This is a genomic window from Bradyrhizobium sp. KB893862 SZCCT0404, from assembly GCF_018130885.1.
GTDB classification, from domain to species: domain Bacteria; phylum Pseudomonadota; class Alphaproteobacteria; order Rhizobiales; family Xanthobacteraceae; genus Bradyrhizobium; species Bradyrhizobium stylosanthis.
In genome coordinates this window covers 747,501-769,310 of record NZ_JAFCLT010000001.1, presented here as the reverse complement: position 1 = coordinate 769,310, position 21,810 = coordinate 747,501, and the positions used below count along the sequence as shown (strand labels likewise).

Sequence of the window (21,810 nt, the reverse complement as noted above, 5' to 3'; positions counted from 1 at the left end):
AATCCGGGATCTCGCCACGAGCGACGACGGCCCCGGATTACGCTGCGCTCCATCCGGGCTACGGCAGGGCTACGATCCAAAATCCCGCGGGCTGAACGGCAGGTCCATCACCTTCCACTCCCCGTACAGATCGCGCGGCAGCATCTTGTAGGGCTGGCAGGCCTGGAGCGCGCTCATCGCAGACTTCACGATGGCCACGCCCTTGGCGGATGGCGGGGCTGCCATGAGGATCGGCTCGCGCGCCAGCGTGCCGTCTGTGGCGAACACCGCGCGCAGCTTGATGTGGACGTTGTCGGTTGGATCGACCCCGGCCGGCAGTTTCGAGCAGCTTCGCAAATGCCGCCGCAGCTCGGCGATGACTTCAGGCGGAAGCTTCGCGGCGATGGAATCCTTGGAGTCGCCCCCGTCGTCCTTGGGCGCGTCCTTCGGCTCGACCGGCAGTTCGGGCGGCAGGCCCAGCATGACGCCATATTTGACGGTGACGTCGGGCTCCGGAGCCCGATAGGCCGGCGGCGGCGCGGCCTCGGGCTGCGACATCGCGGCAGGCGGCGGTTGCGCTGCTGGCGGTTGCGGCATCGCCTGGGGCGGCGATTGCGGGGTCTGCTGAGGCGGCTGTTGCGGCGTCGGCTGAGGCGGCTGTTGCGCCTGTTGCGGCTGTGCGTTGGCCTCGCGCGGTTTCGGCGCGGGTGACGGCTGTGGCTGTGGCTGTGGCTGCGATTGCTGCTGCGGCGGCTTCTGCTGCTGGGGTTCGGGCGACGGCTGCGCTGCAGCCGGCTGCTTGGCCGCCGGCTTCGACACCGGCTCCGACTTGTCGGTGGCATCGAGCTTCGGCAGCTTCAGGTCGGGGAGCGGCTCCGGCGGCTTCTCCTTGGCCTCTTCCTTGGCCTTCTCCTCCGCTCGCGCCTCTTCCTGCTTGACCTGCTCGGGCGTGACGATGTCGACCGCAACGGTCTCCGGCGCCGCGGCGTGAAACGGATGGACCTCGCTGATCACGATGATCAGCGCCACCAGCGTCAGATGCGCAATCGCCGACGCCGCAATGTCCGTCCGTATGATCTTCCGCAGTTCCATCGACCGATCTTGGGTTGCCGTCGCGGTCCTAGCATACCCCAGTGTCCTCTCAATCCCATTTCGGCGCGAAGCCGAAATCGGTCAGGCGGCCCCTCGGGCTGGCCAGCGCGGCGATCTGCGTCATCTCGTCGTCGGCGAGCTCGAAATCGAAGATATCGATGTTTTCCGACAGGCGTTCGACGCGCGAGGTGCGCGGGATCGCCGCAACATTCTGCTGCACCAGCCAGCGCAGGCAGACCTGCGCCGGCGTCTTGCGATGCGCGCGGCCGATCGCGGCGAGCGTCTGGTCGGACTTGATGCGGCCCTTGGCGACGGGGCTGTAGGCAACCAGCGCGAGGCCGTGCTGGTCGCAGGCCGCCCTCACCTTCGCCTGATCGAGATAGGGATGGTATTCGACCTGGTTGCAGGCCAGCGGCTCGGACGACAGCGCGACCGCCTGCTCCATCAGCGCCACCGTGAAGTTGGAGACGCCGATGTGGCGCGCCAGGCCCATGCGCCTGGCATGCGACAGCGCGCCGAGCGTCTCCGCCAGCGGCACATGCGGATTGGGCCAGTGCAGCAGCAGGAGATCGACGCTGGGAAGCCGCATGCGCGCCAGGCTCTCCTTGACCGAACGCTCCAGGTCGTGGGGCGCGAAATGATTGGTCCAGACTTTCGTGGTGAGGAAGACGTCGTCGCGGCGCACGCCGGAGGCGCGCAAGCCGTCGCCGACCTCGCGCTCGTTCTCGTAGACCTGGGCGGTGTCGATGTGACGATAGCCGAGCCGCAGCGCCTGCTCGACCACGCGCGCACAGGTGCGCCCTTCCAGCTCCCAGGTGCCGAGCCCGATTGCGGGAATCCTTGCGCCACTGGCCTCGACGAACAGCATGAGGAATCCTCTCTGTTACGGCAGCCCCGGTCGCGATTATGGACCTCGCCCGTCATGGTGCCAACGGACGTCGGCGGCCGGCGGGCCGGATCTTCAGCGCAATGCTAACAGGAGGTTCGTATCAGGCTTTGGCGAGCGCCTGGAACACGGTGTCGGGCGCATGCGCGATCACGGCCAGCAGCGCGCGGGCGGGTCCCCGCGGGGCGCGCTTGCCCTGCTCCCAGTTGCGGATGGTTTCGACGGGAACGCCGAGCTTGGCGGCGAACTCCATCTGGGTCAGGCAAGCGCGGCGGCGAAGATCGCGCACCGCGAGCGAGCTGGTATCGGCAGCGGCAGCATGGGCCGCGGGTTCGGCCGCCAGCGGCTGGACCGGAAACTCCTGTCCATCCCGCAACTCAACGACCCGTCCGTCCGCCTTCAGCCGCAACCGCATGTCCATTCCCCCAAGCGGGCATGATGATGCGGCAGGTCGCTTAAGTTCGGATTAAAGATGATGGCGTCGCGTAGACGGTCTCGTGCCCCGGACGCTGCGCAGCACGCCCGGCGATGCGAAGCATCGTCCGGTGTGATGCGCTGCAGAGCCGGGGCCCATGTTGCCCAGTGGACCGTGCCGCGTTCTGGGTCCCGGTTCAGCGCAGCAGCGCTATGCGCTGCAGCGCGCCCGGGACACGAGAGCACGAGTTGCCCCCGCCGCCTCCCCCGTCATTGCGAGGAGCTCTTGCGACGAAGCAATCCCAAATCCCTCCGCGGCGACAGTCTGGATTGCTTCGCTGCGCTCGCAATGACGGGGAGAGAGCGGCCCCAAACTCGCCCCTACTTCAACCCGAACCACAACGTCGCAATGCCGAGGAAGGAGAAGAAGCCGACCACATCCGTCACCGTGGTGACGAACGTGCCGGACGCCACCGCCGGGTCGGCCCTGACGCGCTCCAGCGCCATTGGGATCAGGATGCCGCCGAGCGCGCCGGCGACGAGGTTGCAGATGATGGCGAGGCCGATGACGATGCCGAGGCCCGGGATCTTGAACCAGGCCACCGCCGCGATGCCCGTGATCACGGCAAAGGCGAGACCGTTGACGAGGCCGACCAGCAACTCGCGCACCACCACGCGCCAGGCGTTGGAGGAGCCGAGCTCGCGGGTCGCGAGCGCGCGCACCGCGACCGTCATGGTCTGGGTCGCGGCGTTGCCGCCCTGGCTCGCCACGATCGGCGCCAGCACCGCGAGCGCGACCATCTTCTCGAGCTGGCCCTCGAACAGGCCGAGCACGGAGGACGCGAGGAACGCGGTGGCGAGGTTGACCAGCAGCCAGTTGAAGCGGCCGCGGGCGATGGTGAGGAACGTGTCCGACAGCTCTTCGTCGCTGGTGACGCCGCCGAGCGCCTTGAGGTCCTCGTCGGCCTCCTCCTCGATGACGTCGACGACGTCGTCGACGGTGATGACGCCGACGAGGCGATCCTGGGTGTCGAGTACGGGCGCTGCGACCAGATTGTACTTGCCGAACATGCGCGCCACTTCCTCCTGGTCCTCCAGGACGGAAACGCGGCGGCGGTCCTCGTCGGTCAGCTCGGTGAGGGCCACCGGGCGGCGGGCGCGCAGCAGCACGTCGAGCGGGACTGCGCCCTGCCAATGCTGCTCCTTGTCGACGACGTAGATCTCGTAGAAGCGGTCGGGCAGATCCGGCGTCTCGCGCATGTAGTCGATCGCCTGCCCGACGGTGAAATCCTGGGGCACCGCGATGAACTCGGTCTGCATGCGGCGGCCGGCGGAGTTTTCCGGATACAGCAGGCTGCGCTCGAGCGCGACGCGCTCCTGCAAGGGCAGCTTCTCGAGGATCTCCTCCTGCTCGGCCTCGTCGAGGGTCTCCAGCAGCTCGACCGCGTCGTCGGATTCGAGCTCGCGGACGCCTTCGGCGACCGTCTCCGGCGGCAGCTCCTCGAGGATCTCCTCGCGGACGCTCTCGTCGACCTCGTTCAGCGCCGAGAAGTCGAAGTCGCGGCCCGTGAGCTCGACCAGGCGGACGCGGTCGTCGGGCGCCAGCGCCCCGATCAGGTCGCCGAGATCGGCCTCGTGCAGCTCGGCGACGCAGGCGCGCAGCGACACACTGTCGCCGGCCTCGATCGCATGCGCGATTTCCTCGACGAATTCGTGACGAATTTCGCCGTCTTCATTGCGCATCGGCACGTGGTCGAGTACCGAATCCGCGGCGGATGGGGCACCGTCCATATGTTCATCCATGGCGCGCCTCGCCGTTTGACAGGTTGGAACGAGTGGTCTGAGCTGATGGTTCAGGCAATACCCACAAGGCGACTCCAAGCGCAATGGCAAAGATGCTTCGGCTGAAATGGACATCGATGTCGGCGGGCGCGGTCCTCGCGGCCCTCGCCGGCATCGCCTCTGCGGAGGCTGCCGAGTGCCCGCGCAAGGACGCGCTCGGCACCTCGCGCATCCTGAGCGTCGACGCCAAGGCCACGCCGCGTGTCGGCTTGAAGAGCTTTCCGCAGACGTTGGCGCTGGCCGATCACGAGGTCGTGCTGACCTTCGACGACGGCCCGCATCCGCCGACCACGTCGAAGGTGCTGGCGGCGCTGGCGCAGGAATGCGTGCGCGCGACCTTCTTCCTGATCGGCCTGCACGCCGCCGAGCACCCCGAGATGGTCAAGCGCATCGCGCGCGAGGGCCACACCATCGGCCATCACACCTTCTCGCACCCGTTCATGGCGCGGATCCCGTTCGAGAAGGCGAAGGGCGAGATCGACCGCGGCATCGCGGCCGACGAAATGGCGCTCAACGGGGTCTCGGCCACGACGCCGTCGACGCCGTTCTTCCGCTTCCCCTATTTCGAGGCGACGCAAGCACAGCTCGATCTCTTGCAGTCGCGCGGCATCGTCGTGTTCGGGGCCGACCTCTGGGCCAGCGACTGGAACGAGATGACGCCCGAGCAGGAATTGAAGCTGGTCACCGAGCGCCTGGCTGCGGCCGGCAAGGGTATCATCCTGTTCCATGATCCCAAGGCGCGCACGGCGGCGATCATGCCGGCCTTCCTGCGCTACCTGAAAGACAACGGTTTTCGCGTGGTTCACGTGGTCCCCGGCACGTCACAGAAGAGCGCCGACACGCGCTGATGCCGGAATGTCACGCCGGCGCAAAATGGGGTGATTTTGGCCCTATTAACAGTCCGTTCATGCTACGCCATGCAAAGATGGAAGGGGACTTGCGCCTGAACCGTTTCGGTGCAGCTCCGACCTAATGATGGCGGCAGTCGCGCATGAGGGCAGACCGGGTTCATGATCGGAAGTAGCGTTGTTGTTCGGACGCGATCGTGGATCGTCCTTCTGGGATTGCTGACCGCCGGTGCACCGGCGGCCTACGCTGCCGATTGCCCTGGCCATCCGGACGCGCTCGGGACCTCCCGCACCCTCGTCGTCGATCCGCGCGAGCATCCGCTGATCGGCACGATGCAGTATCGCGAGACGCTGCCGCTGAAGGACCACGAGGTCGTCCTCACCTTCGACGACGGTCCGCTGCCGAAATATTCGAACCAGATCCTCAAGATGCTCGACGACGAGTGCATCAAGGCGACGTTCTTCATCATCGGGCAGCAGGCCAAGGCGAACCCGGAAGGCGTGCGCAAGCTGATCGCGGCCGGCCACACCGTCGGCACCCACAGCATGGACCATCCGCTGACGTTCGACCGGATGCCAATCGAGAAGTTCGAGCCCGAGATCAACGGCGGCATCCAGTGGACCTCGGCCGCGATGACCGATCCGTCGAAGCAGCTCGCGCCGTTCTTCCGCATTCCCGGCCTCATGCGGGCCGAGGCCGTCGAGAACTATCTGATCTCGCGCGGCATCCAGGTCTGGAGCGCCGACTTCCCGGCCGACGACTGGCGGCACGTGTCGTCCGACCGCGTCTATCAGCTCGCGATCCAGCGGCTGGAGGCCAAGGGCAAGGGCATCCTGCTGCTGCACGACATCCAGGCCCGCACCGTGGCGGCGTTCCCGAAGATCATCCGCGACCTCAAGGCGCGCGGCTATCGCATCGTGCATGTGGTGCCCGCGACTGCCGAGCGTCCGGCGACGCCGACCACGCCGGTGGAGTGGCTGCTGCATCCGCCGACCGAGACGACGCCGATCGCGCGCTGGCCGCGCGTGCCGGGCTTCGTGTTCGCACAGACCCAGACGCTGCCGGCGCCTTCCCTTGCCGACCTCAACGCGCAGACCGAGCATCAGCCGCTGCTGCCGCGCCGGACCAGGGCGCAGGCGGATATCGCATCCACCCTGCCCGTGCCCGGCCGCGATCTCTTCGCGATCCCCGAGGGCTCGGTCGAGGTGCTGCTGTCGACCAGCTTGTCGCGGCGCGCCGCGACACGGCTTGCCATGGCAGCCGAGACGCCCGGCACGGCCAGGGGCAGGACCGCCAAGGGCAAGGCCGGCAAGCCTCACGCTGGCCGCACCGCGCATGCGGCGCCCGCCGCCGCCAAGCATGGTGCGCAGGCCAAGAACATCGCACCCAAGGGCACGGCCCACCCGACCCGCGTCGCGACAAGCGCGAAGAAGCGCGCCTGAGGCGCGGCTTGCCGGCGCGTCAGGCTGCTGTCAGGTGATCCCTTCGGGACGCCGCGGCGTCCGTTACTGCCGGAAGATGGCCGCGACGCAGAGCAGCACGATCAACGCCAGGAAGAACAGGTCCATATAGGATTTGAGCTCGCCGTCGCGCCGCAGCCGCGCGACGTCGGCGACGACCTGCTTGCGCGCGCTGGTTCCGCCCGAGCCGTCGTTGATCGGCGCCTGGAGCCGCTTCGTCTCGGCCTCCAGCTTCTCGATCTTCTGGTAGAAGTAGAACGCCCGCAGCGTCGAGGCCGCGCGCATGCCGGCATAGATCAGCACCAGGATCGCGATGATCGCCCGGTTCTGATATTTCTCCATGAAGTTCAGGCTGAAATACACCATCGCCATGAAGGCGAAATTGGTGACAAAGCGGTAGACGAAGCTGAGAAAGACCATGCTGGCTTGAGCCTTGAGGATGCGCAACGGAAAGCGTGTCGCGAATGCGGGGTCAGGGAGGCCCGGGCCGGAACTGCCGGCAGGATCCCTGCAGGCGCCCGTCTACGCCAACAATGTTTCAACAAAGATACCAAGGCCCGGCAACTTGCCGCCTTTTAGCCAGCGCCCCTCCCGCCCGCAACGGCTCAATGGCGATTTGGCGGAAGACGCGATAGACTGGGGCGTGCCGCCATATCTGGGGTCTGCCGATGCCGAAAAAGGGAATCACGGGCCACGACGAATGGGTTTTGACCGAGGCCCTCGCGACCGCGCTGGTCGCGCTCGAGCAGCTCGAGCCGAAGCACCAGCCGAGCGCGCATATGGACGACATCCGCAAGATGCTTGCGAACGGCAAGGAGGCGTCGGCGGTGAGCCTGCACCTCGCCCAGGCCAAATGCCGCCTGTTCCCGGAGTCCGATCCGCTGGAGATCTACAAGGAGTACGGGATCGGCGACGAGTACGGCTGACGGTCGGGCCGGCCGGCGAGCTAGGGTCCGCCCGCGACCGAACCCGCGATCACCATCACCAGGGCGGCAAGGTCGATCCTGCCGTTGACGGTCAGCTCTTCCGAACGGTTTGCATCGCGCGCGCCCTGGACCTTCAGCGCCTGCGGCCGGTCGGCCGCCTGGCGTTCCAGCTCGCCGACGATGGCTTCCCTCAGTTTCTCTTCCAGCATGGGTTGTCCTCAGGCCGCCATCGCGCGGCAGGATTGGGCACAGGAACGGCACATCGCGACGCATTCGTCCATGCCGCCGATCCGCTCGCAGTCCGCGGCGCATTCGCTGCAGATTTCGGCGCACTCGCCGCAGGTATGCCGGTGATGCGGCGTGTTGATCAGCATGAAATGCGCGGCTGTCCGGCACATTTCGGCGCAGGCCATCATCAGGCGGAAATGCTTGGACTCGACATGCTCGCCGCCGGTCTCGAGGCAATGGTTCATCGCCGTGCCGAGGCAGGTCTGGTAGCAGCTCATGCACTGCGCGATGCAGCGCGTCATCTCTTCCGATTGAGCCATCGGTTCTCTCCGGTTGCGCAGCGGTGCGGCCCCGCTCAACCAAGGCGAGGCGCTGTCATTCGTTCCTGGTTCAGAGGCGATTGTGAGCTGATGCGGCGCTCAGTTCATTTCGGATTGGGATCCTGCAGACCGGCACCGGGTTCCCCAAGGCGTCCGGCCCGCGCGAGGTGGACCGCGTTGCCGAGCGCCCGCGCCGCATTGATCACTTCCTGCTGGAATTCGTCGTCATCATCGAGCGCGCGGTGCGAGGTCGCGTATGGCTCCATGTAGCCGACATAGCCGTCGAGCTCGGCGAAGCGGCCGGCCGAGATCAGCTCCATGTCGGTGAGCCAGTCGGACAAGGCGCGGCGCACGCCCTCGGCGCCGACGGCATCGCCGTGCACGACGACGCCGAAATAGCGGCCGGCGAGATGGCGCGGATAGGGCCAGCCCTTCAACTCCATCGCCTTGGCTTCAGTGGCGGTCTTGCCGTGGGTCGAGGTCGGATCGGGATTGCCGCCGTCGGCGCAGACCATGCGGTCGATCATCGCCTTCAGCCCGGACGGCACGTGATACCAGTTCACCGGCGTCACGATCAGGATGCCGTGGGCGGCAACCCACAGCGGATAGATCTCGTTCATCCAGTCGCCGGTCTGGCCGAGCGAATAGTTCGGATAGCAGCTGCACGGCCAGTGACACAGCGGCATCGCCGTTCCGACGCAGGACTTGCAGGGATGGATGCTCTTGCCGAACTCGGAAGCCAGGCGAGAGAGATCGAGGATGTCGACGGCAAATCCCATCTCGACGAAGACGGGCTCCGCCAGCTTCACCAGGCGCCAGGTCTTCGACATCTCGCCGGGACAGGTGTGCTCGCTGCGCGCCGAACCGTTGATGATGAGGATGCGCGGGGTCTCGCCGGCATCGTCGTGTCGTCGCTGCGCCGCCAGCACAGCGGCGCGTGCCTCCAGCCAATCGACGGCGAGCTCGTAATCGGGATCTGAAAAACCCGCGCCCGCCTTGCGCGTCAGCGGCGCCTTGCGCGAATGACTGTAGGCGTCCCAGGCGGCGCTGACGATTGCATCGAGCTCGCGCTGGAGCGGCGCGAAGGCGGGGTCGACGAACCGGCTCCGGTAGCTTCTCTCGAACTCCGCACGCGACAATTTGACGGGCGGCATTCCCCTGCGAACGTCGACTTCCGTCATGCCGGCACCTCACCAATCGGTCCTGCGACCAACTTGAGGTGCGGCTCACAGTTCCAATGCGCGCGGTGACTGGGCGCGGGCCGCCCTACTCGTGCCAGAACTCCGCCAATTCCTCCGCGGTCACGAGATCGACCTGCCCGTGGAAGCGGGTGCGATACATGGTCATCAGCGCATCGTGCCCGACGTCGGATGAGCTGCACAGCGCGTCCTCGACGATGACGACCCTGAAGCCGAGATCGACCGCGCTCAGCACCGTCGAGAGCACGCACACGTCCGTCTCCGCCCCTGAGATCACGACCGTGCCGACATTCTTGTCCCGCAGCAAGCCTGCAAGGCGAGGATTGCTGAACGCCGAATAGGCCGGCTTGTCGACGACGGCGGCCGGTGGAACGAACCGCTGCAGGGCCGGCACGAGCTCGAGCGCGGATGGCGGCAGATGGTTGCGGGTCGCCTGCTGCCAGCGACGAAAATAGCTCTGCCACTGGCCGGGACGATCTTGGGGATCCTCCGGCGTGATGAAGCGCGTGAAGACCGTTCGGGCCTCGTGGTGCGCGACGATCGCGGCGATGGTGGGCAGCACGCGTTCCATCCACGGTGTCGCCCACAAGCCGCCGGGAGCGAAGATGTTCTGCATGTCGATGCAGAGGTGAACGGCGTCCCTGATGCCGGCAACCTCCGACGCGCTGTCTCTCATGATCCTCCACTGCCAGCCGATGGCCGCGGCATCTCCGCGGCGCGTTTCCCGACGGAAATGCAATGCCGACGGCTATCGTTCCTCAAACGGATCGTTGCGACGGGTCAAGCGCCCTCGCCCGGAACTCGAGCGAAAGCGCCTCATCCGCTCGTAGCGCGATGTACGACAGCATCTTCCTGCCGGTCGTTTTGACCGGCGGGCAAGCGCCCGAAGGGCGCACGCAGTCTTTGTCGGCTCAGCCGCCGTACTGCTGCTTCATGTATTTCAGGTAGTTGCCGAGGTGGTGCTGCCAGAAATAGTCCAGCTTCTGGCATCCCGGCGTCCCGTCGCTCGGATTGCCGCCCGGGGTGGCGAAGAGCGGCAGCAGCGCGCCGGCGTCTGCATAATTCAGCGAAGCCTGAATCTGGTCGAGGATCTGTTGGATCACGTCCGAGATCGTCGATCCCGTGATCGGTGCGGCGGTCGGCGCGCCGAGATCGGCGGTGTTCAAATGGATCGTCTCGGATGTCAGTCTTCGGGACAGGCTCTCGACCCGCTGCTTGAGCCGTCCCACCGCATCGTCGCGAACGCGATTGACCGCGGCCTGACCGTCGGCGGCCACGCTGCCGAGCGTGATCATTGCCTCGGGATCGGGACTGCCGCCGAACCCACGCAGCGGATTTGGCGTGTTGAGGTCTGATATCCACTCCAGCGCAAACGGCGCCTGCGGCACCCAGTCCTGGGTCGACGTCACCGCCCAGGCGTTTCCGTCGACCGCGGCAAGCTGCGCGTAATCGTATGCGTAATGGTCGTTGCCGGCCTTGGCAGGCGCGAACGTATAGGTCTTGTAGGCCGGCCCCTTGAAAGCATCCGTCGAGTGCCGGACCAGCGAGGTCAGCAGCGTGGCAATCGAGGCACCCTGGCTGTGCCCGGTGATGTAGACGTCGTTGCCCTGCTGCGCGAGCAGCGCCAAGGTCACGAACAACGGGCTATTGGTGGTGAACAGCATGAGCATCAAGCTCAGAGCGAAGCCAGAATGCACGCCCGCTTTTACCGCGCTGTCGCCCTCGTCTCGCGCGAGGTAGAACGGCAGCGAGATCGAACCGAGCTTCACGTCAAAGCGCGCGTTGATCAGGGGGAACAGCAAGTCGGCCAATACGCTGGAAGCAGTTGCGACCGTGCCGCGCACGGCGATTGCGTATTGGGTGGTGTCACTCTGGTTCTGCCAGACCTGCCAGTAATTATCCAACAGCGTGGGGCTCGTCGGGGTGAGGTCCTTGCGGATCGTCCAGTTCGAGCTTGGATCGGGCACGGGGGGAACGCCGCAGGTCGCCACCACCTCGGTCAGCGATGGTGTCCCGGCATAGGCATGCTGCGCCATCTCGAGCAGAAGCTGCGCCTCCGCGAACTGGAATCCCGGCTTGAGCGTCATGCTACCCTCCCTGCAAAGGTGCTCGACTCCAGGCCCGTGTTCGGAACCCGGAAGCCAGCAACCAACATTTGGCATCTCTTGGAGTTGATCAATTATAGGGTGTAATAGCACTGGATTGCAATAATAAGATGTCGATCGATCCACGTCCCTGACGGGCTATTCCGGGGAACATTTGCGTGAGCAGGGAGAATCCGCAGGCCGAAACCGCGGCGCGTCCATCGTTCGGGATTCGGCGGCACGTCGACTGTGGCGATCGGCGATCTCGATCCGATTGGGCTTTGCGAGAAACGACACCAGGCATCTGCCGGTGGAATCGGCTTGCGGCGCTTCCCCACGGGGCGTAGCTTTCAACCCTACGTAGCTCATTCGAAAGCATCTATCGGGTTCAGCCAGGCGGGAGAGAGCAATGGCGGATGTCCCATGGCACCTTTCCGGTGACTATTTCGAGAATTGCAGTTGCAGCATCGTGTGTCCCTGCCTGGTGTCGGCGGCGCCCCCGTTGACCGCGCGGCCGACCGAGGGCTTCTGCAACGTACCGCTGATCTTCCACATCGAGAGTGGCCGGTATGGCGATGTCGCGCTCGATGGGATGAATGTGCTCGTCGTCCTCCACGCGCCTGGAGTCATGGCGGACGGAGATTGGTCGGTGGCCGCCTATATCGATCAGCGCGCCAATGACGAGCAGACCGAGGCCCTGGCTGCGATCTTCACCGGCAGTGCCGGCGGCCCGATGGCCGCGTTCGCGCCGCTGATCAGCAAGAACCTCGGGGTGCGCAAGGTGCCGATCACGTTCCGGATCGACGGCAAGACGCGGTCCGCGGAAATCCCCGGCATCCTGCACATGTCCGTCGATCCCTTGCCAACCATGCATCCGAGCGGGGAGATGTGGGCGAACATCGGCCATCCCGTCAGCCCCGACGCGATGGTGATGGCCGTCGGCGCCGCCGGCAATACCTTCAGCGATCATGGCATGCACTGGGACAATTCCGGCAGGAACGGCCTCTACGCGCCGATCCGCTGGTCGAACCAGGCGTGACGTAAACTCCCGAGACCGGCCCCGCATCAGGGCCGCCAACGTCGCTCGCAGATGACGGACAGCCCCCTGGAAACCGTGCTGAGACGCGATCGCTGGATCGTCGGCGGCGCGATCGGCCTCCTTGTCGCGCTGGCATGGAGCTATGTGCTCTGGCTCGCCAACGACATGGACATGGGCGGCATGGACATGACCGACTTCCGCATGATCCCGGCCGGGATCGGAATCATGCTGCCGGCCAGTGAACCCTGGCGAACGATCGAGTTCGCCTATGTGTTCCTGATGTGGGCGGTGATGATGGTCGGAATGATGGCGCCCTCGGCCGCGCCCATGATCCTGATGTACGCCCGCGTCGGCCGGCAGGGTAAGGCGCAAGGCAAGCCATTCGCCGCGACCGGCTGGTTTGCCGCCGGCTATCTCCTCGCCTGGTGCGGCTTCTCGCTGGCAGCCACCTTTGTCCAATGGGCGATCGAGCGGGCAGCCCTGCTGGATTCCCGGATGGCGATCGCGAGCAACCTGCTCGGCGCCATCGTGCTGATCGCGGCGGGCGTCTATCAGTGGACACCGCTCAAGGACGTCTGTCTCGCCCAATGCCAGTCGCCGTTTCTGTTCCTGATGCGCCACGGCGGCTTTCGCGGCGACCTGCGAGGCTGCCTGCTGCTGGGCTTTCGGCACGGAGGCTATTGCGTCGGCTGCTGCTGGTTCTTGATGGCGCTGCTGTTCGTCGGCGGTGCGATGAACGTGCTCTGGATCGCGCTTTTGGCGCTGCTTGTCCTTTTGGAGAAGCTCACGCCGATCGGACGCTGGATCGCGCGCGCTGCCGGCATTGGATGCGTGGCCGCGGGCGGCTGGCTGCTGCTGTCCTTGCCGCGGTGATTTGCGGGTCGCGGACGCCGAGCTCGCAACAAGCAGCGACTCGCATGAGTCCCACGGAGCGACCAAACTGCCGCTGGCAGGAGGCGAATCCCGAGCGGGACTCACGAAAGAGACAAAATATCAAATACTTGATGAGGGTATGGTGCGCTCGGAGGGACTCGAACCCCCACGGTGTTACCCACTGCCACCTCAAGGCAGCGCGTCTACCAGTTCCGCCACGAGCGCAAGAAGATACCGGCCTGAGGTGATTAGGCTGGCCGGATCAGCGGCCGCCGATCTAACAAATCCATCAGGGGGATACAAGCCTGCAAAGGCCCTGAATTCCACAAGCCTGGCAGGAAACTTGGCAAGAAAATCCCGATCCCTGCCCGGATCGGTCCTATCGGCTGCCGAGCGCGCTACCGCGTCCCCTGCGTGCGCGGCAGCATCTGCTTGACCTCGACCGCGATTCGGTTGCGGTCGACCAGCACGACGCCGGAGGCGACCGGCAGGTTGTTGGCGAGCACCTTGACCTCGTCGGCCTCGGTTGCGTCCAGCTCGATGATGGCGCCGCGGGAAAGACGTAATACTTGATGGATCGGCATCGTGGTCGTCCCGAGGACGACCATGAGATCCACGGTGACTTTATCGAGAGTGGGCACTGTCGGGACCGCCGCAACTGGAGACTTACGCCAAGGACTTGGCATTTGCTCCCGAGATGATCACCACGTTATGGTTAGCCAATGGTTAATTCGCCTCAAAACCCCCGCCAAGAGCTCGATTTGACGTCGTTTTCCGCCGCAGGCGGCGAACCCGTCGAATGGCGAATCTCGGATGGCCCTGTGCCCTATCCGGAGGCCGTCGCCGCCATGGAGGCGCGCGTTGCAGCGATCGCCGCGGGCGAGGCGCCGGAGCTGGTCTGGCTGCTCGAGCACCCCCCGCTCTACACATCGGGCACCTCGGGCAAGGACTCGGACCTGCTCGATCCCCGGTTCCCGACCTTCGCCACCGGGCGCGGCGGGCAGCTGACCTATCACGGGCCCGGCCAGCGGGTGGCCTACATCATGCTCGACCTCAAGCGCCGCCGGCCGGACGTGCGGGCCTATGTCGCGAGCCTGGAGGAGCTGATCCTCAAGACGCTCGCCGCCTTCAACGTCCGCGGCGAGCGGCGCGAGGACCGGGTCGGCGTCTGGGTCAGGCGGCCCGACAAGGGACCTGACTACGAGGACAAGATCGCGGCGATCGGGGTACGGCTGAAGCGCTGGGTCTCGTTCCACGGCATCGCCATCAATGTCGAGCCGGAGCTGTCCCATTTCGCCGGCATCGTGCCCTGCGGCGTTGCCGATCCCCGCTACGGCGTCACCTCGCTGGTCGATCTCGGCCAGCTCGTGACCTTGGCCGATGTCGACGTCGCGCTGCGGCAGGCCTTTGAAGAGCTGTTCGGACCGACCAAGGCGTTGGTGCCCGAAGCGGCCGTCTGACCCCTTCCCGCTGGACAGCTAAAGCTCGCGCGTTCTCTGCAGGCGCGGAATCGGTTACGTTCGAGTCCGGCGCCGCCCACGCCTCCCCCCTCCGCCGGGAAAGCAGACCTCATGCCGGGCGAGTTGATCATCGGACCGACTGTTCGAGCGCCCGGCATAAGGAGGGATTGCGTTTCTGCTCGCAATGGGAGGTTTTGACGATGAAGCTGTCTGCGCCGATCTATCATCTCAAGCGAAAAGCAAAGCGCCTGTCCCGCGAGGCCGGCATTCCGCTGCACGACGCGCTCGACCGCGTCGCCGCAACGGAGGGGTTTCCGCCTGGAGCATGCTCGCGGCGAAGGCCGCGGCCATAACGCCGGCCAATCGCATGTTTCCGCAATTCCGGCCCGGCGACCTCGTGCTGGTCGGCGCTCGGCCCGGTCAGGGCAAGACGCTGATGAGCCTCGAACTGGCCGTCGAGGCCATGAAGGCGGGCCATCGCGCTGCGTTCTTCTCGCTCGAATACACCGAGCGGGACGTGCTGGACCGGCTGCGCGCAATCGGCGTGGAGCCGGCGCAGTTCGACAAGCTGTTCGAGGTCGATTGCTCCGACGCCATCAGTGCCGACTACGTCGTGAAACAAATGGCTTCGGCGAAGCGCGGCACGTTCGTCGTGATCGACTATCTGCAACTGCTCGACCAGAGGCGCGAGAACCCCGACCTCACCGTGCAGGTGCGCACGCTGAAGTCGTTCGCGCGCGACAGGGGTCTGATCGTCGCCTTCATCTCGCAGATCGACCGGTCCTACGATCCCGCAGCCAAGCCCTGCCCTGATCTTGACGACGTCCGCTTGCCGAACCCGCTGGACCTGTCGCTGTTCGACAAGACGTGCTTCATCAACAATGCGGAAGTTCAGTTCCGGGCCGCAAGCTGAAGACCTCAGGCCGCGGGCGAGATGGTTCACCCGCGGCCTGCGGGATCAAGCCGCCTGCAGCGCGACCTCGAGCTTGCCGGCGATGTAGCGCCGCTCCTGGGTCAGGCCGCCGAAGCCGTAGGCGTCGCCCTTGACCTCGTCGACATGCAGATAGGTCTCGGGATGCAGCGGGCCCAGGATCTCGGCCATGCGCTTGAACATCGCGGCGAGATAGGCCGCCTTCTCGTCCTTGGTGTTGGTACCCTCGCTGACGTGGATGTCGATCCAGTAGCTGGCGAGCTTCTGCTCGGCGAGCGACTTGCCGCCGGCAAACCAGTCGTTCGCATCGACCGGCTTCACGATGATGGCGGTGACCTTGGGGTCCTTGTGCAGTATCTTTGCGGTGAGGTCGGACACGGCGCTTGCGATGTCGGCCTTCAGCGAGGGCGACTGGCGGGACGAAGTATAGGATACGGTGATCAGGGGCATTGTCGTTCTCCTCAGGAAGTCGCGCTGTTTGCGCGGCGTTGGTGAGAAGCTAGACCTTCCCTCGTCATTTTGGTATCTTATCTCCTCTGATACCAGTGATAACGATTCATAATGAAAGCAACACTCGACATCGCCACGGTCCAGGCCTTCCTGCTGGTCGCCGACCTCCAGAGTTTTACGCGTGCGGCCGAAGCGCTTGGCACGACGCAGGCGGCGGTCAGCCTCAAGCTGCAACGGCTGGAAACCTTGCTCGGCAAGCGTCTCGTCGAGCGCTCGCCGCGCGCGGTCCGGCTCACCGCGGATGGCGCAGGCTTCCTCGATCGCGCCCGCGCGCTGATGGCGGCGCATGACCGCGCGCTCTCGGGCGAAGCGCCGGCCGCGCAATCGCTCTCGCTCGGGATCTCCGATCACGCGGCGGGCCCCGAACTGGTGCCGCTGCTCGAACGCCTGCACGCGGTGTCGTCGAACCTCACCCTCGCCGTGACCATCGGCTTCTCGCGCGAGATGCAGGATGCCCATGACGCCGGCGAGCTCGATGCCGTGATCGTCCGCCAGGAAGGCAGCCGTCGCGGCGGCGAGAAGCTGACGGAGGACGAGTTCGCCTGGTTCGCCGCACGACGCTTCGCCTTGCCGAAGGGCGAGCCACTGCCGCTCGCAACCCTCGCCCCGCCCTGCGGCGTCCGCGCCGTTGCCGTGCGCGCACTCGACAAGGCCGGCATCGCCTGGCGCGAGCGTTTCGTCGGCGGCGGCGTCACGGCGGTGGTTGCCGCAGCGCTTGCAGGGCTCGCCATCGCGCCGCTGGCGCGACGGATCGCGCCACCCGGGCTGATCGACATCGGGCCGGCGCACAAGCTGCCGAAGCTCGGCAGCTCGAAGGTGATGCTGCATTCGAAAGTCAGCGATCCCGCCAAGCTGGCTGCCCTGCGTGCGGTGGCGGCGACGTTCCGGAGCGTGACGGCTTAGCGCTCAGACCGGCGACGTTTCCTCGCCTGCGTATCGTCCCGCGATTTTCCAATAGGCCACTCCAGCAGAGAATCCGGCCACGACAAAGAGCCAGCTCAGGCCGTCGAACCCTCCAGAGAACACAGTTTGGCTCACGGCTCCGACCAGCCCGCCAGCAGAGCTGAAGAATAGCGATGACCGGATGCAGAACCGCTCGCTCAGCCAAATTATCGCAACTGACGGAATGCCGCTAAGCACGCAAACAAAGAACAAAATCACCGGCGCGCCGAACAAGATCGCGAAGACGAAATCCCACACGGACAGTACGGCAAAGCGCCTGGCGCCGACCAATGAGACAAGGAACAGAACGAACAACTGAATAACGGCCGTGGCCGTCAGGCATCCGCCAAACCAACCTCGCCTTGTTCGTGCGCAAGCCTCGCAGGACATGACAGCATCTCACAAGATCGCCTCGAACGCACTACGCAGCGTTTCGTGCCGGAACACAAAACCGCGGCTCAGCGCCTTGTTCGGCAGCACGCGCTGACCGCCGAGCAGGAGCTCGTCGGCAAGGCCGCCGCCGATCCGGCGCAACAGGCCGCCGGGAATGCGGAACACCGCGGGCCGGTGCAGACGGCGGCCGAGTTCTTCGGTGAACTTTGCGTTGGTCACCGGGATCGGCGCGGTGGCGTTGACGGGTCCTGCGAGATCCGGCGTTGCGATCACATAGGCGATCAGCCGGATCAGATCGTCGCGCTCGATCCAGGACATCCACTGCCGCCCGGTGCCGATGGGACCACCGAGGCCGAACTCGAACGGCGTCAGCATGCGCGTGATGAAGCCGCCCTCCGTGCCGAGCACGAGGCCGATGCGCAAGTACACCACGCGAACGCCGAGCTCTTCCGCCGGCCGCGCCGCCTTTTCCCAGGCCGCGCAGAGCTCGTGGCTGAAGCAGGCGTGCGACTTCGCCGACTCCGTCAACACCTGGTCGGCCCACAATCCGTACCAGCCGATCGCGGAGCCGCTGACCAGAACCTCCGGCTTACGTTCGAGCCGTTCGATCAGCTTCACGACCTCGCCGGTCATGTCGATGCGCGAACCGATGATCTTTGCGCGCTTCGCGTCGGTCCACAGGCCATTGCCGATCGGCTCGCCCGCGAGATTGACGATGATGTCGATTGGCGCGTCCGCGGCAAGCTGCTCGAGGCTGGTGATCAGCGTCACCGGCGGCGGCAGCATGTCGGCCTTGGCGGGATTGCGGATCAGCGCGATGACGTGATGCCCTGCCCCGCTGAGGCTCGCGGCGAGCCGGCTGCCGATGAAGCCGGTGGCGCCGGTGATGAGCACGGTCTTGCGGCCGGGAAGCTTCTCGACGAGCCCGGCTGCGGGAACGCTGCGCATGCGGCCGAGCCGGCGCATCGCGGCAAAGTCCCTGATGCCGCAGAGCGCTGCGCCAACCGCGCAGGCGGTCGCGGCGATGCTGAGCAGGCCCTGATAGACGACGCTCACGCCGAACGGCTGCATCGCCCAGGCGATCAGCACCGGCAGCAGCAGCACCAGGATCGCGCCATAATTGATCGCAAGCAGCGTGTGATTGATGCGCTCGCTCGGCGGCAGCTTGCGGCTCAGATCCTCCTCGACGAAATCCATCAGCGTGATGACGATCTCGGCGACCAGCACCGCGATGACCAGCAGCGCCAGCACACCATAGACCTCGAGCCAGCCCAGCAGCAGGAACAGCAGCGCATAAAGCATGTTGCGAATGCCGTGCAGCTTCAGCTCAAAGCGCTGCGATGGGCGCCAGGCCAGGCGCTCGGTGAATTCGTGGTGATAGAAAGTGTCGAACACACCCATCACGATCTGGATGGCGATGAGGGTCCACAGCAGCGGCGTCATGATACGGCCTCCCTGAAGACGGCGGACTGGTGGATCAGCGCGCCGTAACGCGGATGAATGACATCGAGGGTGAAGCGGAAGGCGCCCTCGCCGAGATCGCTGTGCGTCACCGTGAGATCGCCCGGCGTGAGCCATTGCGGCAGCGGGATCCACAGACGTCCGAATTGCAGGCCGTAACCGGCACTGCGGAAGGTCAGCGCCTGTCCCTCGACCGCGATGCGCAGCGCCATCGAGACGCCGAAGCCGACATATTCCTCGAGCCCGGTCGGGCCGGCGAAACGCTTGGCGGAATGGATCACCTGCGGAAAGCCGCGCTTGCGCGCGCAGATGCGCGTCCAGGTCTGGCCGCTGGTCGCAGCGTCCTCGGTGACCGTCACGATCATCGGCACGCCGATGTCGCGCCCCGTCGGCAACGGGCCGCCGATCAGGCGTGCGGCCTGCGCGAACCACCAGCCGATGTCGCTGAAAGAGACCTCGTCGACCACGCCGACATAGACCACGCTGTCGCCGTCGGCGACGCGCTTCGAGAAGCGCCGCCAGGTTGCCAGCGGCAAGCGGCCCCAATCCTCGGCCGACAGCAGCGCGCGGAAGCGGCGGTCGTCGAGCAGTTTGATGTGAGCGGAGGTTGGAACGTTGGAGCCTGATAATCTCGCCGACGTCATCGCAACCTCCTCAACACTATTTGACCTTGCCCAGCGGCAGCAGGTTGGCGATCTTCTCGCCAAGCCGCATCAGGGCGACCAGCCGCGGCCGCGGCACCTTCAGCATCTGCATGAACCAGTGATCGGCGAGCTCGGTGAAGGCGAGCATCTCCTTCAGCCGCTTGCTCGCGACCGGATTGATGGTGGGATCGTCGGTGGCATCGGAGACGCAGGCGCGCAGCGCCGCGATCGCCGGATCGAGCTCCCGCTCCTTGCGCCGCGCCGCGATGCGGGCTGCGACCTCCCAGATGTCGGTCTCGGCCTCGTAATGGTCGCGGCGGTCGCCGAGGATCGGCACGCGCCGGATCAAATTCCAGGCGAGCAGCTCCTTCAGCGAATTGGAGACGTTGGAGCGCGCCATGCCGAGCGTGTCGGCGATGTCCTCTGCCGTCATCGGCGCCTCGGCAAGGTACAGCAGCCCGTGGATCTGGCTGACCGAGCGGTTGACGCCCCACTGATCCCCCATGTCGCCCCAATGCAGGATGAAGCGCTCGACGGCGGCAGGGAGTTTCTTCTTTCCGGTTATTTCTGTCATGACAGAAATATCTGATAGATGCGATTGACTGTCAAGGGCGTTTGCTCGGATGCGCGCTCCTGCATACCGTCCGCGGCATTTGCCTAAAAAGTTCCCAGACGGCCGGAACCAAACGCCCGCCCGAGCGTTTGCCCGGGTCGAGGCGGGGTCCGGAATGGTTAAAAAGTCCAGTCAGCAGAGAGACTTGTTCGAAAGCGAACGCAGTTTCCGGCTGTTGGTGGAAGGAGTCGCCGACTACGCCCTGTACATGCTCGATCCCAAGGGGATCATCACGAGCTGGAACATCGGCGGGGAGCGCATCAAGGGCTATACGCCCGAAGAGATCCTCGGCCAGCACTTCTCCCGCTTCTACACCGAGACCGATCGCGCCAACGGCAAGCCCGCCCGCGCCCTCGGCATCGCCCGGGACAAGGGGCGTTACGAGGAGGAAGGCTGGCGCGTCCGCAAGGACGGCACCTTCTTCTGGGCGAGCGTCGTGATCGACCCGATCTACGAGGACGGCGAGCTGATCGGCTTTGCGAAGATCACGCGCGACATCACCGAGCGGCGCAACACGCAGGTCAAGCTCGAGGCGATGCAGAAACAGCTCGCCGAATCCCAGAAGTTCGATGCGCTCGGCCAGCTCACCGGCGGCGTCGCCCACGACTTCAACAACCTCCTGATGATCATCAGCGGCAGCCTTCACATCGTGAAGAAGAGCGTCGACGACGATATCAGGCTCCAGCGCGCGATCTCGGCGATCGAGACCGCGACCAAGCGCGGCGCCGCGCTGACCAACCAGTTGCTCACCTTCGCGCGGCGGCAGAGCGTCAACCCGCAGCTGATCGATTTTGCCGAGCGCATCACGGCGATCCGGGAGGTGCTCGACGCCGGCGTCGGCAGTTCCGTGCGCCTCGCCTTCGACATCGACCGCAAGGTCTGGCCGCTCAAGACCGACGTCTCGGAGCTCGAGACCGCGCTGCTCAACCTCGTCATCAACGCGCGCGACGCGATGCCGGACGGCGGCACGGTGACGATCCGCGCCCGCAACGTCGCGCTGGACGAGGCTCACCTCGCCGGCGAGTTCGTGGCGATCGACATCGCCGACACCGGGCTCGGCATTCCCGCCGACGTCGTCGACAAGATTTTCGAGCCGTTCTTCACCACCAAGCCGATCGGCAAGGGCACCGGGCTCGGCCTGTCCCAGGTACACGGTTTCGCCCATCAGGCCGGCGGCACGGTGAAGGTCGCAAGCGAGCTCGGCAAGGGTACGACGTTCACCATCCTGCTGCCGCGCGCCGAGGGCACGCCCGCGCGCGAGCCGACCGGAGGACCGGCGTTCCACGGCAGCGGCACGGTGCTGCTGGTCGAGGACAATCCCGATGTCGCGCTCGTCAGCATCGGGCTGCTGGAGCAGCTCGGCTACCAGGTGCGCCGCGTGGCGGACGCGGAAGCCGCCTTGCGCGAGATCGAGACCAACGGCGTCGATTTCGTGTTCTCGGACATCGTGATGCCCGGCAAGATGGACGGGCTCAGCCTCGCCCATCATCTGCGCCAGATCCGTCCCGGCCTGCCGATCCTGCTCGCCACCGGCTACAGCGACGTCGCCGCCCACGTCCGCGGCGACTTCCCGATTCTGCGCAAGCCGTACGAGATCCACGAGCTGAGCGAGGCAATCGCCAAGCTGCCGAGGTGACGATCTCGGGCTCACCCCTCACCGTCATG

Annotated in this window: 24 protein-coding genes, 1 tRNA gene and 1 pseudogene; 9 read left to right on the top strand and 17 right to left on the bottom strand. The window is 65.8% G+C overall.

Translation table 11 applies throughout. From position 1 onward, the window contains the following. Positions 1-69: 69 nt before the first annotated feature. From tolA to mgtE, 4 genes are all read right to left on the bottom strand, one after another. Positions 70-1,071 carry a cell envelope integrity protein TolA gene (tolA, locus tag JQ617_RS03875; protein WP_212024541.1) on the bottom strand — a complete coding sequence of 334 codons (1,002 nt, stop codon included), beginning with the start codon at positions 1,069-1,071 and terminating at the stop codon, positions 70-72. 49 nt (positions 1,072-1,120) lie between these two features. Then, positions 1,121-1,939: an aldo/keto reductase gene (locus tag JQ617_RS03870; protein WP_212024540.1), complete on the bottom strand. Its 819-nt coding sequence runs from the start codon at positions 1,937-1,939 to the stop codon at positions 1,121-1,123. Positions 1,940-2,060: 121 nt separating this feature from the next. After that, a complete protein-coding gene (locus tag JQ617_RS03865) occupies positions 2,061-2,378 on the bottom strand; it encodes a helix-turn-helix domain-containing protein (RefSeq protein WP_212024538.1) in 318 nt (105 codons plus the stop codon). A gap of 374 nt (positions 2,379-2,752) precedes the next feature. Then, complete coding sequence (mgtE, locus tag JQ617_RS03860) at positions 2,753-4,174, bottom strand: magnesium transporter (protein WP_212024536.1); 1,422 nt, start codon at positions 4,172-4,174, stop codon at positions 2,753-2,755. A 116-nt stretch (positions 4,175-4,290) separates the two neighbouring features. On the opposite strand from mgtE, the gene JQ617_RS03855 reads away from it, so the two are divergent. Together JQ617_RS03855 and JQ617_RS03850 are read left to right on the top strand one after the other, a co-directional pair. After that, on the top strand, positions 4,291-5,061 hold the full coding sequence (locus JQ617_RS03855) for a polysaccharide deacetylase family protein (protein ID WP_212025960.1): 771 nt from the start codon (positions 4,291-4,293) through the stop codon (positions 5,059-5,061). Between the two features lie 162 nt (positions 5,062-5,223). Further along, positions 5,224-6,504 carry a polysaccharide deacetylase family protein gene (locus tag JQ617_RS03850; RefSeq protein ID WP_212024534.1) on the top strand — a complete coding sequence of 427 codons (1,281 nt, stop codon included), beginning with the start codon at positions 5,224-5,226 and terminating at the stop codon, positions 6,502-6,504. Positions 6,505-6,567: 63 nt separating this feature from the next. Here JQ617_RS03850 and JQ617_RS03845 read toward each other — a convergent pair whose 3' ends face one another. Then, on the bottom strand, positions 6,568-6,942 hold the full coding sequence (locus JQ617_RS03845; RefSeq protein WP_063684780.1) for a hypothetical protein: 375 nt from the start codon (positions 6,940-6,942) through the stop codon (positions 6,568-6,570). Between the two features lie 248 nt (positions 6,943-7,190). Between JQ617_RS03845 and JQ617_RS03840 the strand changes: the two genes are divergently transcribed. After that, positions 7,191-7,448 carry a hypothetical protein gene (locus JQ617_RS03840; RefSeq protein ID WP_063682946.1) on the top strand — a complete coding sequence of 86 codons (258 nt, stop codon included), beginning with the start codon at positions 7,191-7,193 and terminating at the stop codon, positions 7,446-7,448. Between the two features lie 20 nt (positions 7,449-7,468). Here JQ617_RS03840 and JQ617_RS03835 read toward each other — a convergent pair whose 3' ends face one another. The 5 genes from JQ617_RS03835 to JQ617_RS03815 all read right to left on the bottom strand — a co-directional run bounded on the left by JQ617_RS03835 (position 7,469) and on the right by JQ617_RS03815 (position 11,282). Continuing rightward, the gene (locus JQ617_RS03835; RefSeq protein ID WP_212024532.1) at positions 7,469-7,657 is read right to left on the bottom strand and encodes a hypothetical protein; all 189 of its coding nucleotides are present in this window, start codon (positions 7,655-7,657) and stop codon (positions 7,469-7,471) included. 9 nt (positions 7,658-7,666) lie between these two features. Next, positions 7,667-7,996, bottom strand: coding sequence for a four-helix bundle copper-binding protein (locus tag JQ617_RS03830; protein ID WP_212024530.1), 330 nt, complete (start codon positions 7,994-7,996; stop codon positions 7,667-7,669). A gap of 104 nt (positions 7,997-8,100) precedes the next feature. Further along, positions 8,101-9,177 carry a flavodoxin family protein gene (locus JQ617_RS03825; RefSeq protein WP_212024528.1) on the bottom strand — a complete coding sequence of 359 codons (1,077 nt, stop codon included), beginning with the start codon at positions 9,175-9,177 and terminating at the stop codon, positions 8,101-8,103. A gap of 85 nt (positions 9,178-9,262) precedes the next feature. Then, on the bottom strand, positions 9,263-9,871 hold the full coding sequence (locus tag JQ617_RS03820) for a cysteine hydrolase family protein (protein ID WP_212024526.1): 609 nt from the start codon (positions 9,869-9,871) through the stop codon (positions 9,263-9,265). A 235-nt stretch (positions 9,872-10,106) separates the two neighbouring features. Then, positions 10,107-11,282, bottom strand: a complete 1,176-nt coding sequence (locus JQ617_RS03815) for a lipase family protein (protein ID WP_212024524.1) — start codon at positions 11,280-11,282, stop codon at positions 10,107-10,109. 406 nt (positions 11,283-11,688) lie between these two features. Here JQ617_RS03815 and JQ617_RS03810 point away from each other — a divergent pair, with 406 nt between their 5' ends. Together JQ617_RS03810 and JQ617_RS03805 are read left to right on the top strand one after the other, a co-directional pair. Continuing rightward, the gene (locus JQ617_RS03810; protein ID WP_212024522.1) at positions 11,689-12,318 is read left to right on the top strand and encodes a DUF1326 domain-containing protein; all 630 of its coding nucleotides are present in this window, start codon (positions 11,689-11,691) and stop codon (positions 12,316-12,318) included. Positions 12,319-12,369: 51 nt separating this feature from the next. Next, positions 12,370-13,191 (top strand): DUF2182 domain-containing protein, encoded by an 822-nt coding sequence (locus tag JQ617_RS03805; protein WP_212024520.1) that lies wholly within the window; start codon positions 12,370-12,372, stop codon positions 13,189-13,191. 140 nt (positions 13,192-13,331) lie between these two features. On the opposite strand, the gene JQ617_RS03800 is transcribed toward JQ617_RS03805, so the two are convergent. Both JQ617_RS03800 and JQ617_RS03795 read right to left on the bottom strand, forming a co-directional pair. After that, a tRNA-Leu gene (locus tag JQ617_RS03800) sits at positions 13,332-13,416 on the bottom strand. A 173-nt stretch (positions 13,417-13,589) separates the two neighbouring features. Beyond that, the gene (locus JQ617_RS03795; protein WP_008141759.1) at positions 13,590-13,832 is read right to left on the bottom strand and encodes a FliM/FliN family flagellar motor switch protein; all 243 of its coding nucleotides are present in this window, start codon (positions 13,830-13,832) and stop codon (positions 13,590-13,592) included. Between the two features lie 81 nt (positions 13,833-13,913). Here JQ617_RS03795 and lipB point away from each other — a divergent pair, with 81 nt between their 5' ends. Together lipB and JQ617_RS03785 are read left to right on the top strand one after the other, a co-directional pair. Further along, positions 13,914-14,651, top strand: coding sequence for a lipoyl(octanoyl) transferase LipB (lipB, locus tag JQ617_RS03790; RefSeq protein WP_212024518.1), 738 nt, complete (start codon positions 13,914-13,916; stop codon positions 14,649-14,651). Between the two features lie 200 nt (positions 14,652-14,851). Next, a pseudogene (locus JQ617_RS03785) lies at positions 14,852-15,564 on the top strand (DNA helicase). A gap of 45 nt (positions 15,565-15,609) precedes the next feature. On the opposite strand, the gene JQ617_RS03780 reads toward JQ617_RS03785, so the two are convergent. After that, positions 15,610-16,032, bottom strand: coding sequence for a tautomerase family protein (locus JQ617_RS03780; RefSeq protein ID WP_212024515.1), 423 nt, complete (start codon positions 16,030-16,032; stop codon positions 15,610-15,612). A 111-nt stretch (positions 16,033-16,143) separates the two neighbouring features. Here JQ617_RS03780 and JQ617_RS03775 point away from each other — a divergent pair, with 111 nt between their 5' ends. Beyond that, complete coding sequence (locus tag JQ617_RS03775; RefSeq protein WP_212024513.1) at positions 16,144-16,995, top strand: LysR family transcriptional regulator; 852 nt, start codon at positions 16,144-16,146, stop codon at positions 16,993-16,995. A gap of 3 nt (positions 16,996-16,998) precedes the next feature. Here the strand turns inward: JQ617_RS03775 and JQ617_RS03770 are convergent, their stop codons facing one another. The 4 genes from JQ617_RS03770 to JQ617_RS03755 are packed head-to-tail and all read right to left on the bottom strand — an operon-like array spanning position 16,999 to position 20,106. After that, complete coding sequence (locus tag JQ617_RS03770) at positions 16,999-17,424, bottom strand: hypothetical protein (RefSeq protein ID WP_212024511.1); 426 nt, start codon at positions 17,422-17,424, stop codon at positions 16,999-17,001. Positions 17,425-17,433: 9 nt separating this feature from the next. Then, positions 17,434-18,870: a TIGR01777 family oxidoreductase gene (locus JQ617_RS03765; RefSeq protein ID WP_212024509.1), complete on the bottom strand. Its 1,437-nt coding sequence runs from the start codon at positions 18,868-18,870 to the stop codon at positions 17,434-17,436. Further along, on the bottom strand, positions 18,867-19,532 hold the full coding sequence (locus tag JQ617_RS03760; RefSeq protein WP_212024507.1) for a DUF4166 domain-containing protein: 666 nt from the start codon (positions 19,530-19,532) through the stop codon (positions 18,867-18,869). Before JQ617_RS03760 ends, JQ617_RS03765 begins: the two co-directional genes overlap by 4 nt. Positions 19,533-19,548: 16 nt before the next feature. After that, positions 19,549-20,106 (bottom strand): GbsR/MarR family transcriptional regulator, encoded by a 558-nt coding sequence (locus JQ617_RS03755; protein ID WP_063682879.1) that lies wholly within the window; start codon positions 20,104-20,106, stop codon positions 19,549-19,551. Positions 20,107-20,260: 154 nt separating this feature from the next. On the opposite strand from JQ617_RS03755, the gene JQ617_RS03750 reads away from it, so the two are divergent. Next, positions 20,261-21,781, top strand: coding sequence for a PAS domain-containing hybrid sensor histidine kinase/response regulator family protein (locus JQ617_RS03750; protein WP_212024505.1), 1,521 nt, complete (start codon positions 20,261-20,263; stop codon positions 21,779-21,781). The last annotated feature ends 29 nt before the right edge of the window (positions 21,782-21,810 follow it).

Coding starts and splice junctions, on each gene's coding strand:
- JQ617_RS03775 (WP_212024513.1), top strand. CDS start 16,144: ATGAAAGCAACACTCGACATCGCCACGGTCCAGGCCTTCCTGCTGGTC.
- JQ617_RS03760 (WP_212024507.1), bottom strand. CDS start 19,532: ATGACGTCGGCGAGATTATCAGGCTCCAACGTTCCAACCTCCGCTCAC.
- JQ617_RS03830 (WP_212024530.1), bottom strand. CDS start 7,996: ATGGCTCAATCGGAAGAGATGACGCGCTGCATCGCGCAGTGCATGAGC.
- JQ617_RS03765 (WP_212024509.1), bottom strand. CDS start 18,870: ATGACGCCGCTGCTGTGGACCCTCATCGCCATCCAGATCGTGATGGGT.
- JQ617_RS03855 (WP_212025960.1), top strand. CDS start 4,291: ATGTCGGCGGGCGCGGTCCTCGCGGCCCTCGCCGGCATCGCCTCTGCG.
- JQ617_RS03755 (WP_063682879.1), bottom strand. CDS start 20,106: ATGACAGAAATAACCGGAAAGAAGAAACTCCCTGCCGCCGTCGAGCGC.
- JQ617_RS03840 (WP_063682946.1), top strand. CDS start 7,191: ATGCCGAAAAAGGGAATCACGGGCCACGACGAATGGGTTTTGACCGAG.
- tolA (WP_212024541.1), bottom strand. CDS start 1,071: ATGGAACTGCGGAAGATCATACGGACGGACATTGCGGCGTCGGCGATT.
- JQ617_RS03805 (WP_212024520.1), top strand. CDS start 12,370: ATGACGGACAGCCCCCTGGAAACCGTGCTGAGACGCGATCGCTGGATC.
- JQ617_RS03845 (WP_063684780.1), bottom strand. CDS start 6,942: ATGGTCTTTCTCAGCTTCGTCTACCGCTTTGTCACCAATTTCGCCTTC.
- JQ617_RS03850 (WP_212024534.1), top strand. CDS start 5,224: ATGATCGGAAGTAGCGTTGTTGTTCGGACGCGATCGTGGATCGTCCTT.
- JQ617_RS03810 (WP_212024522.1), top strand. CDS start 11,689: ATGGCGGATGTCCCATGGCACCTTTCCGGTGACTATTTCGAGAATTGC.
- JQ617_RS03820 (WP_212024526.1), bottom strand. CDS start 9,871: ATGAGAGACAGCGCGTCGGAGGTTGCCGGCATCAGGGACGCCGTTCAC.
- JQ617_RS03870 (WP_212024540.1), bottom strand. CDS start 1,939: ATGCTGTTCGTCGAGGCCAGTGGCGCAAGGATTCCCGCAATCGGGCTC.
- JQ617_RS03780 (WP_212024515.1), bottom strand. CDS start 16,032: ATGCCCCTGATCACCGTATCCTATACTTCGTCCCGCCAGTCGCCCTCG.
- JQ617_RS03835 (WP_212024532.1), bottom strand. CDS start 7,657: ATGCTGGAAGAGAAACTGAGGGAAGCCATCGTCGGCGAGCTGGAACGC.
- JQ617_RS03770 (WP_212024511.1), bottom strand. CDS start 17,424: ATGTCCTGCGAGGCTTGCGCACGAACAAGGCGAGGTTGGTTTGGCGGA.
- JQ617_RS03750 (WP_212024505.1), top strand. CDS start 20,261: ATGGTTAAAAAGTCCAGTCAGCAGAGAGACTTGTTCGAAAGCGAACGC.
- JQ617_RS03815 (WP_212024524.1), bottom strand. CDS start 11,282: ATGACGCTCAAGCCGGGATTCCAGTTCGCGGAGGCGCAGCTTCTGCTC.
- lipB (WP_212024518.1), top strand. CDS start 13,914: ATGGTTAATTCGCCTCAAAACCCCCGCCAAGAGCTCGATTTGACGTCG.
- JQ617_RS03865 (WP_212024538.1), bottom strand. CDS start 2,378: ATGGACATGCGGTTGCGGCTGAAGGCGGACGGACGGGTCGTTGAGTTG.
- JQ617_RS03825 (WP_212024528.1), bottom strand. CDS start 9,177: ATGACGGAAGTCGACGTTCGCAGGGGAATGCCGCCCGTCAAATTGTCG.
- mgtE (WP_212024536.1), bottom strand. CDS start 4,174: ATGGATGAACATATGGACGGTGCCCCATCCGCCGCGGATTCGGTACTC.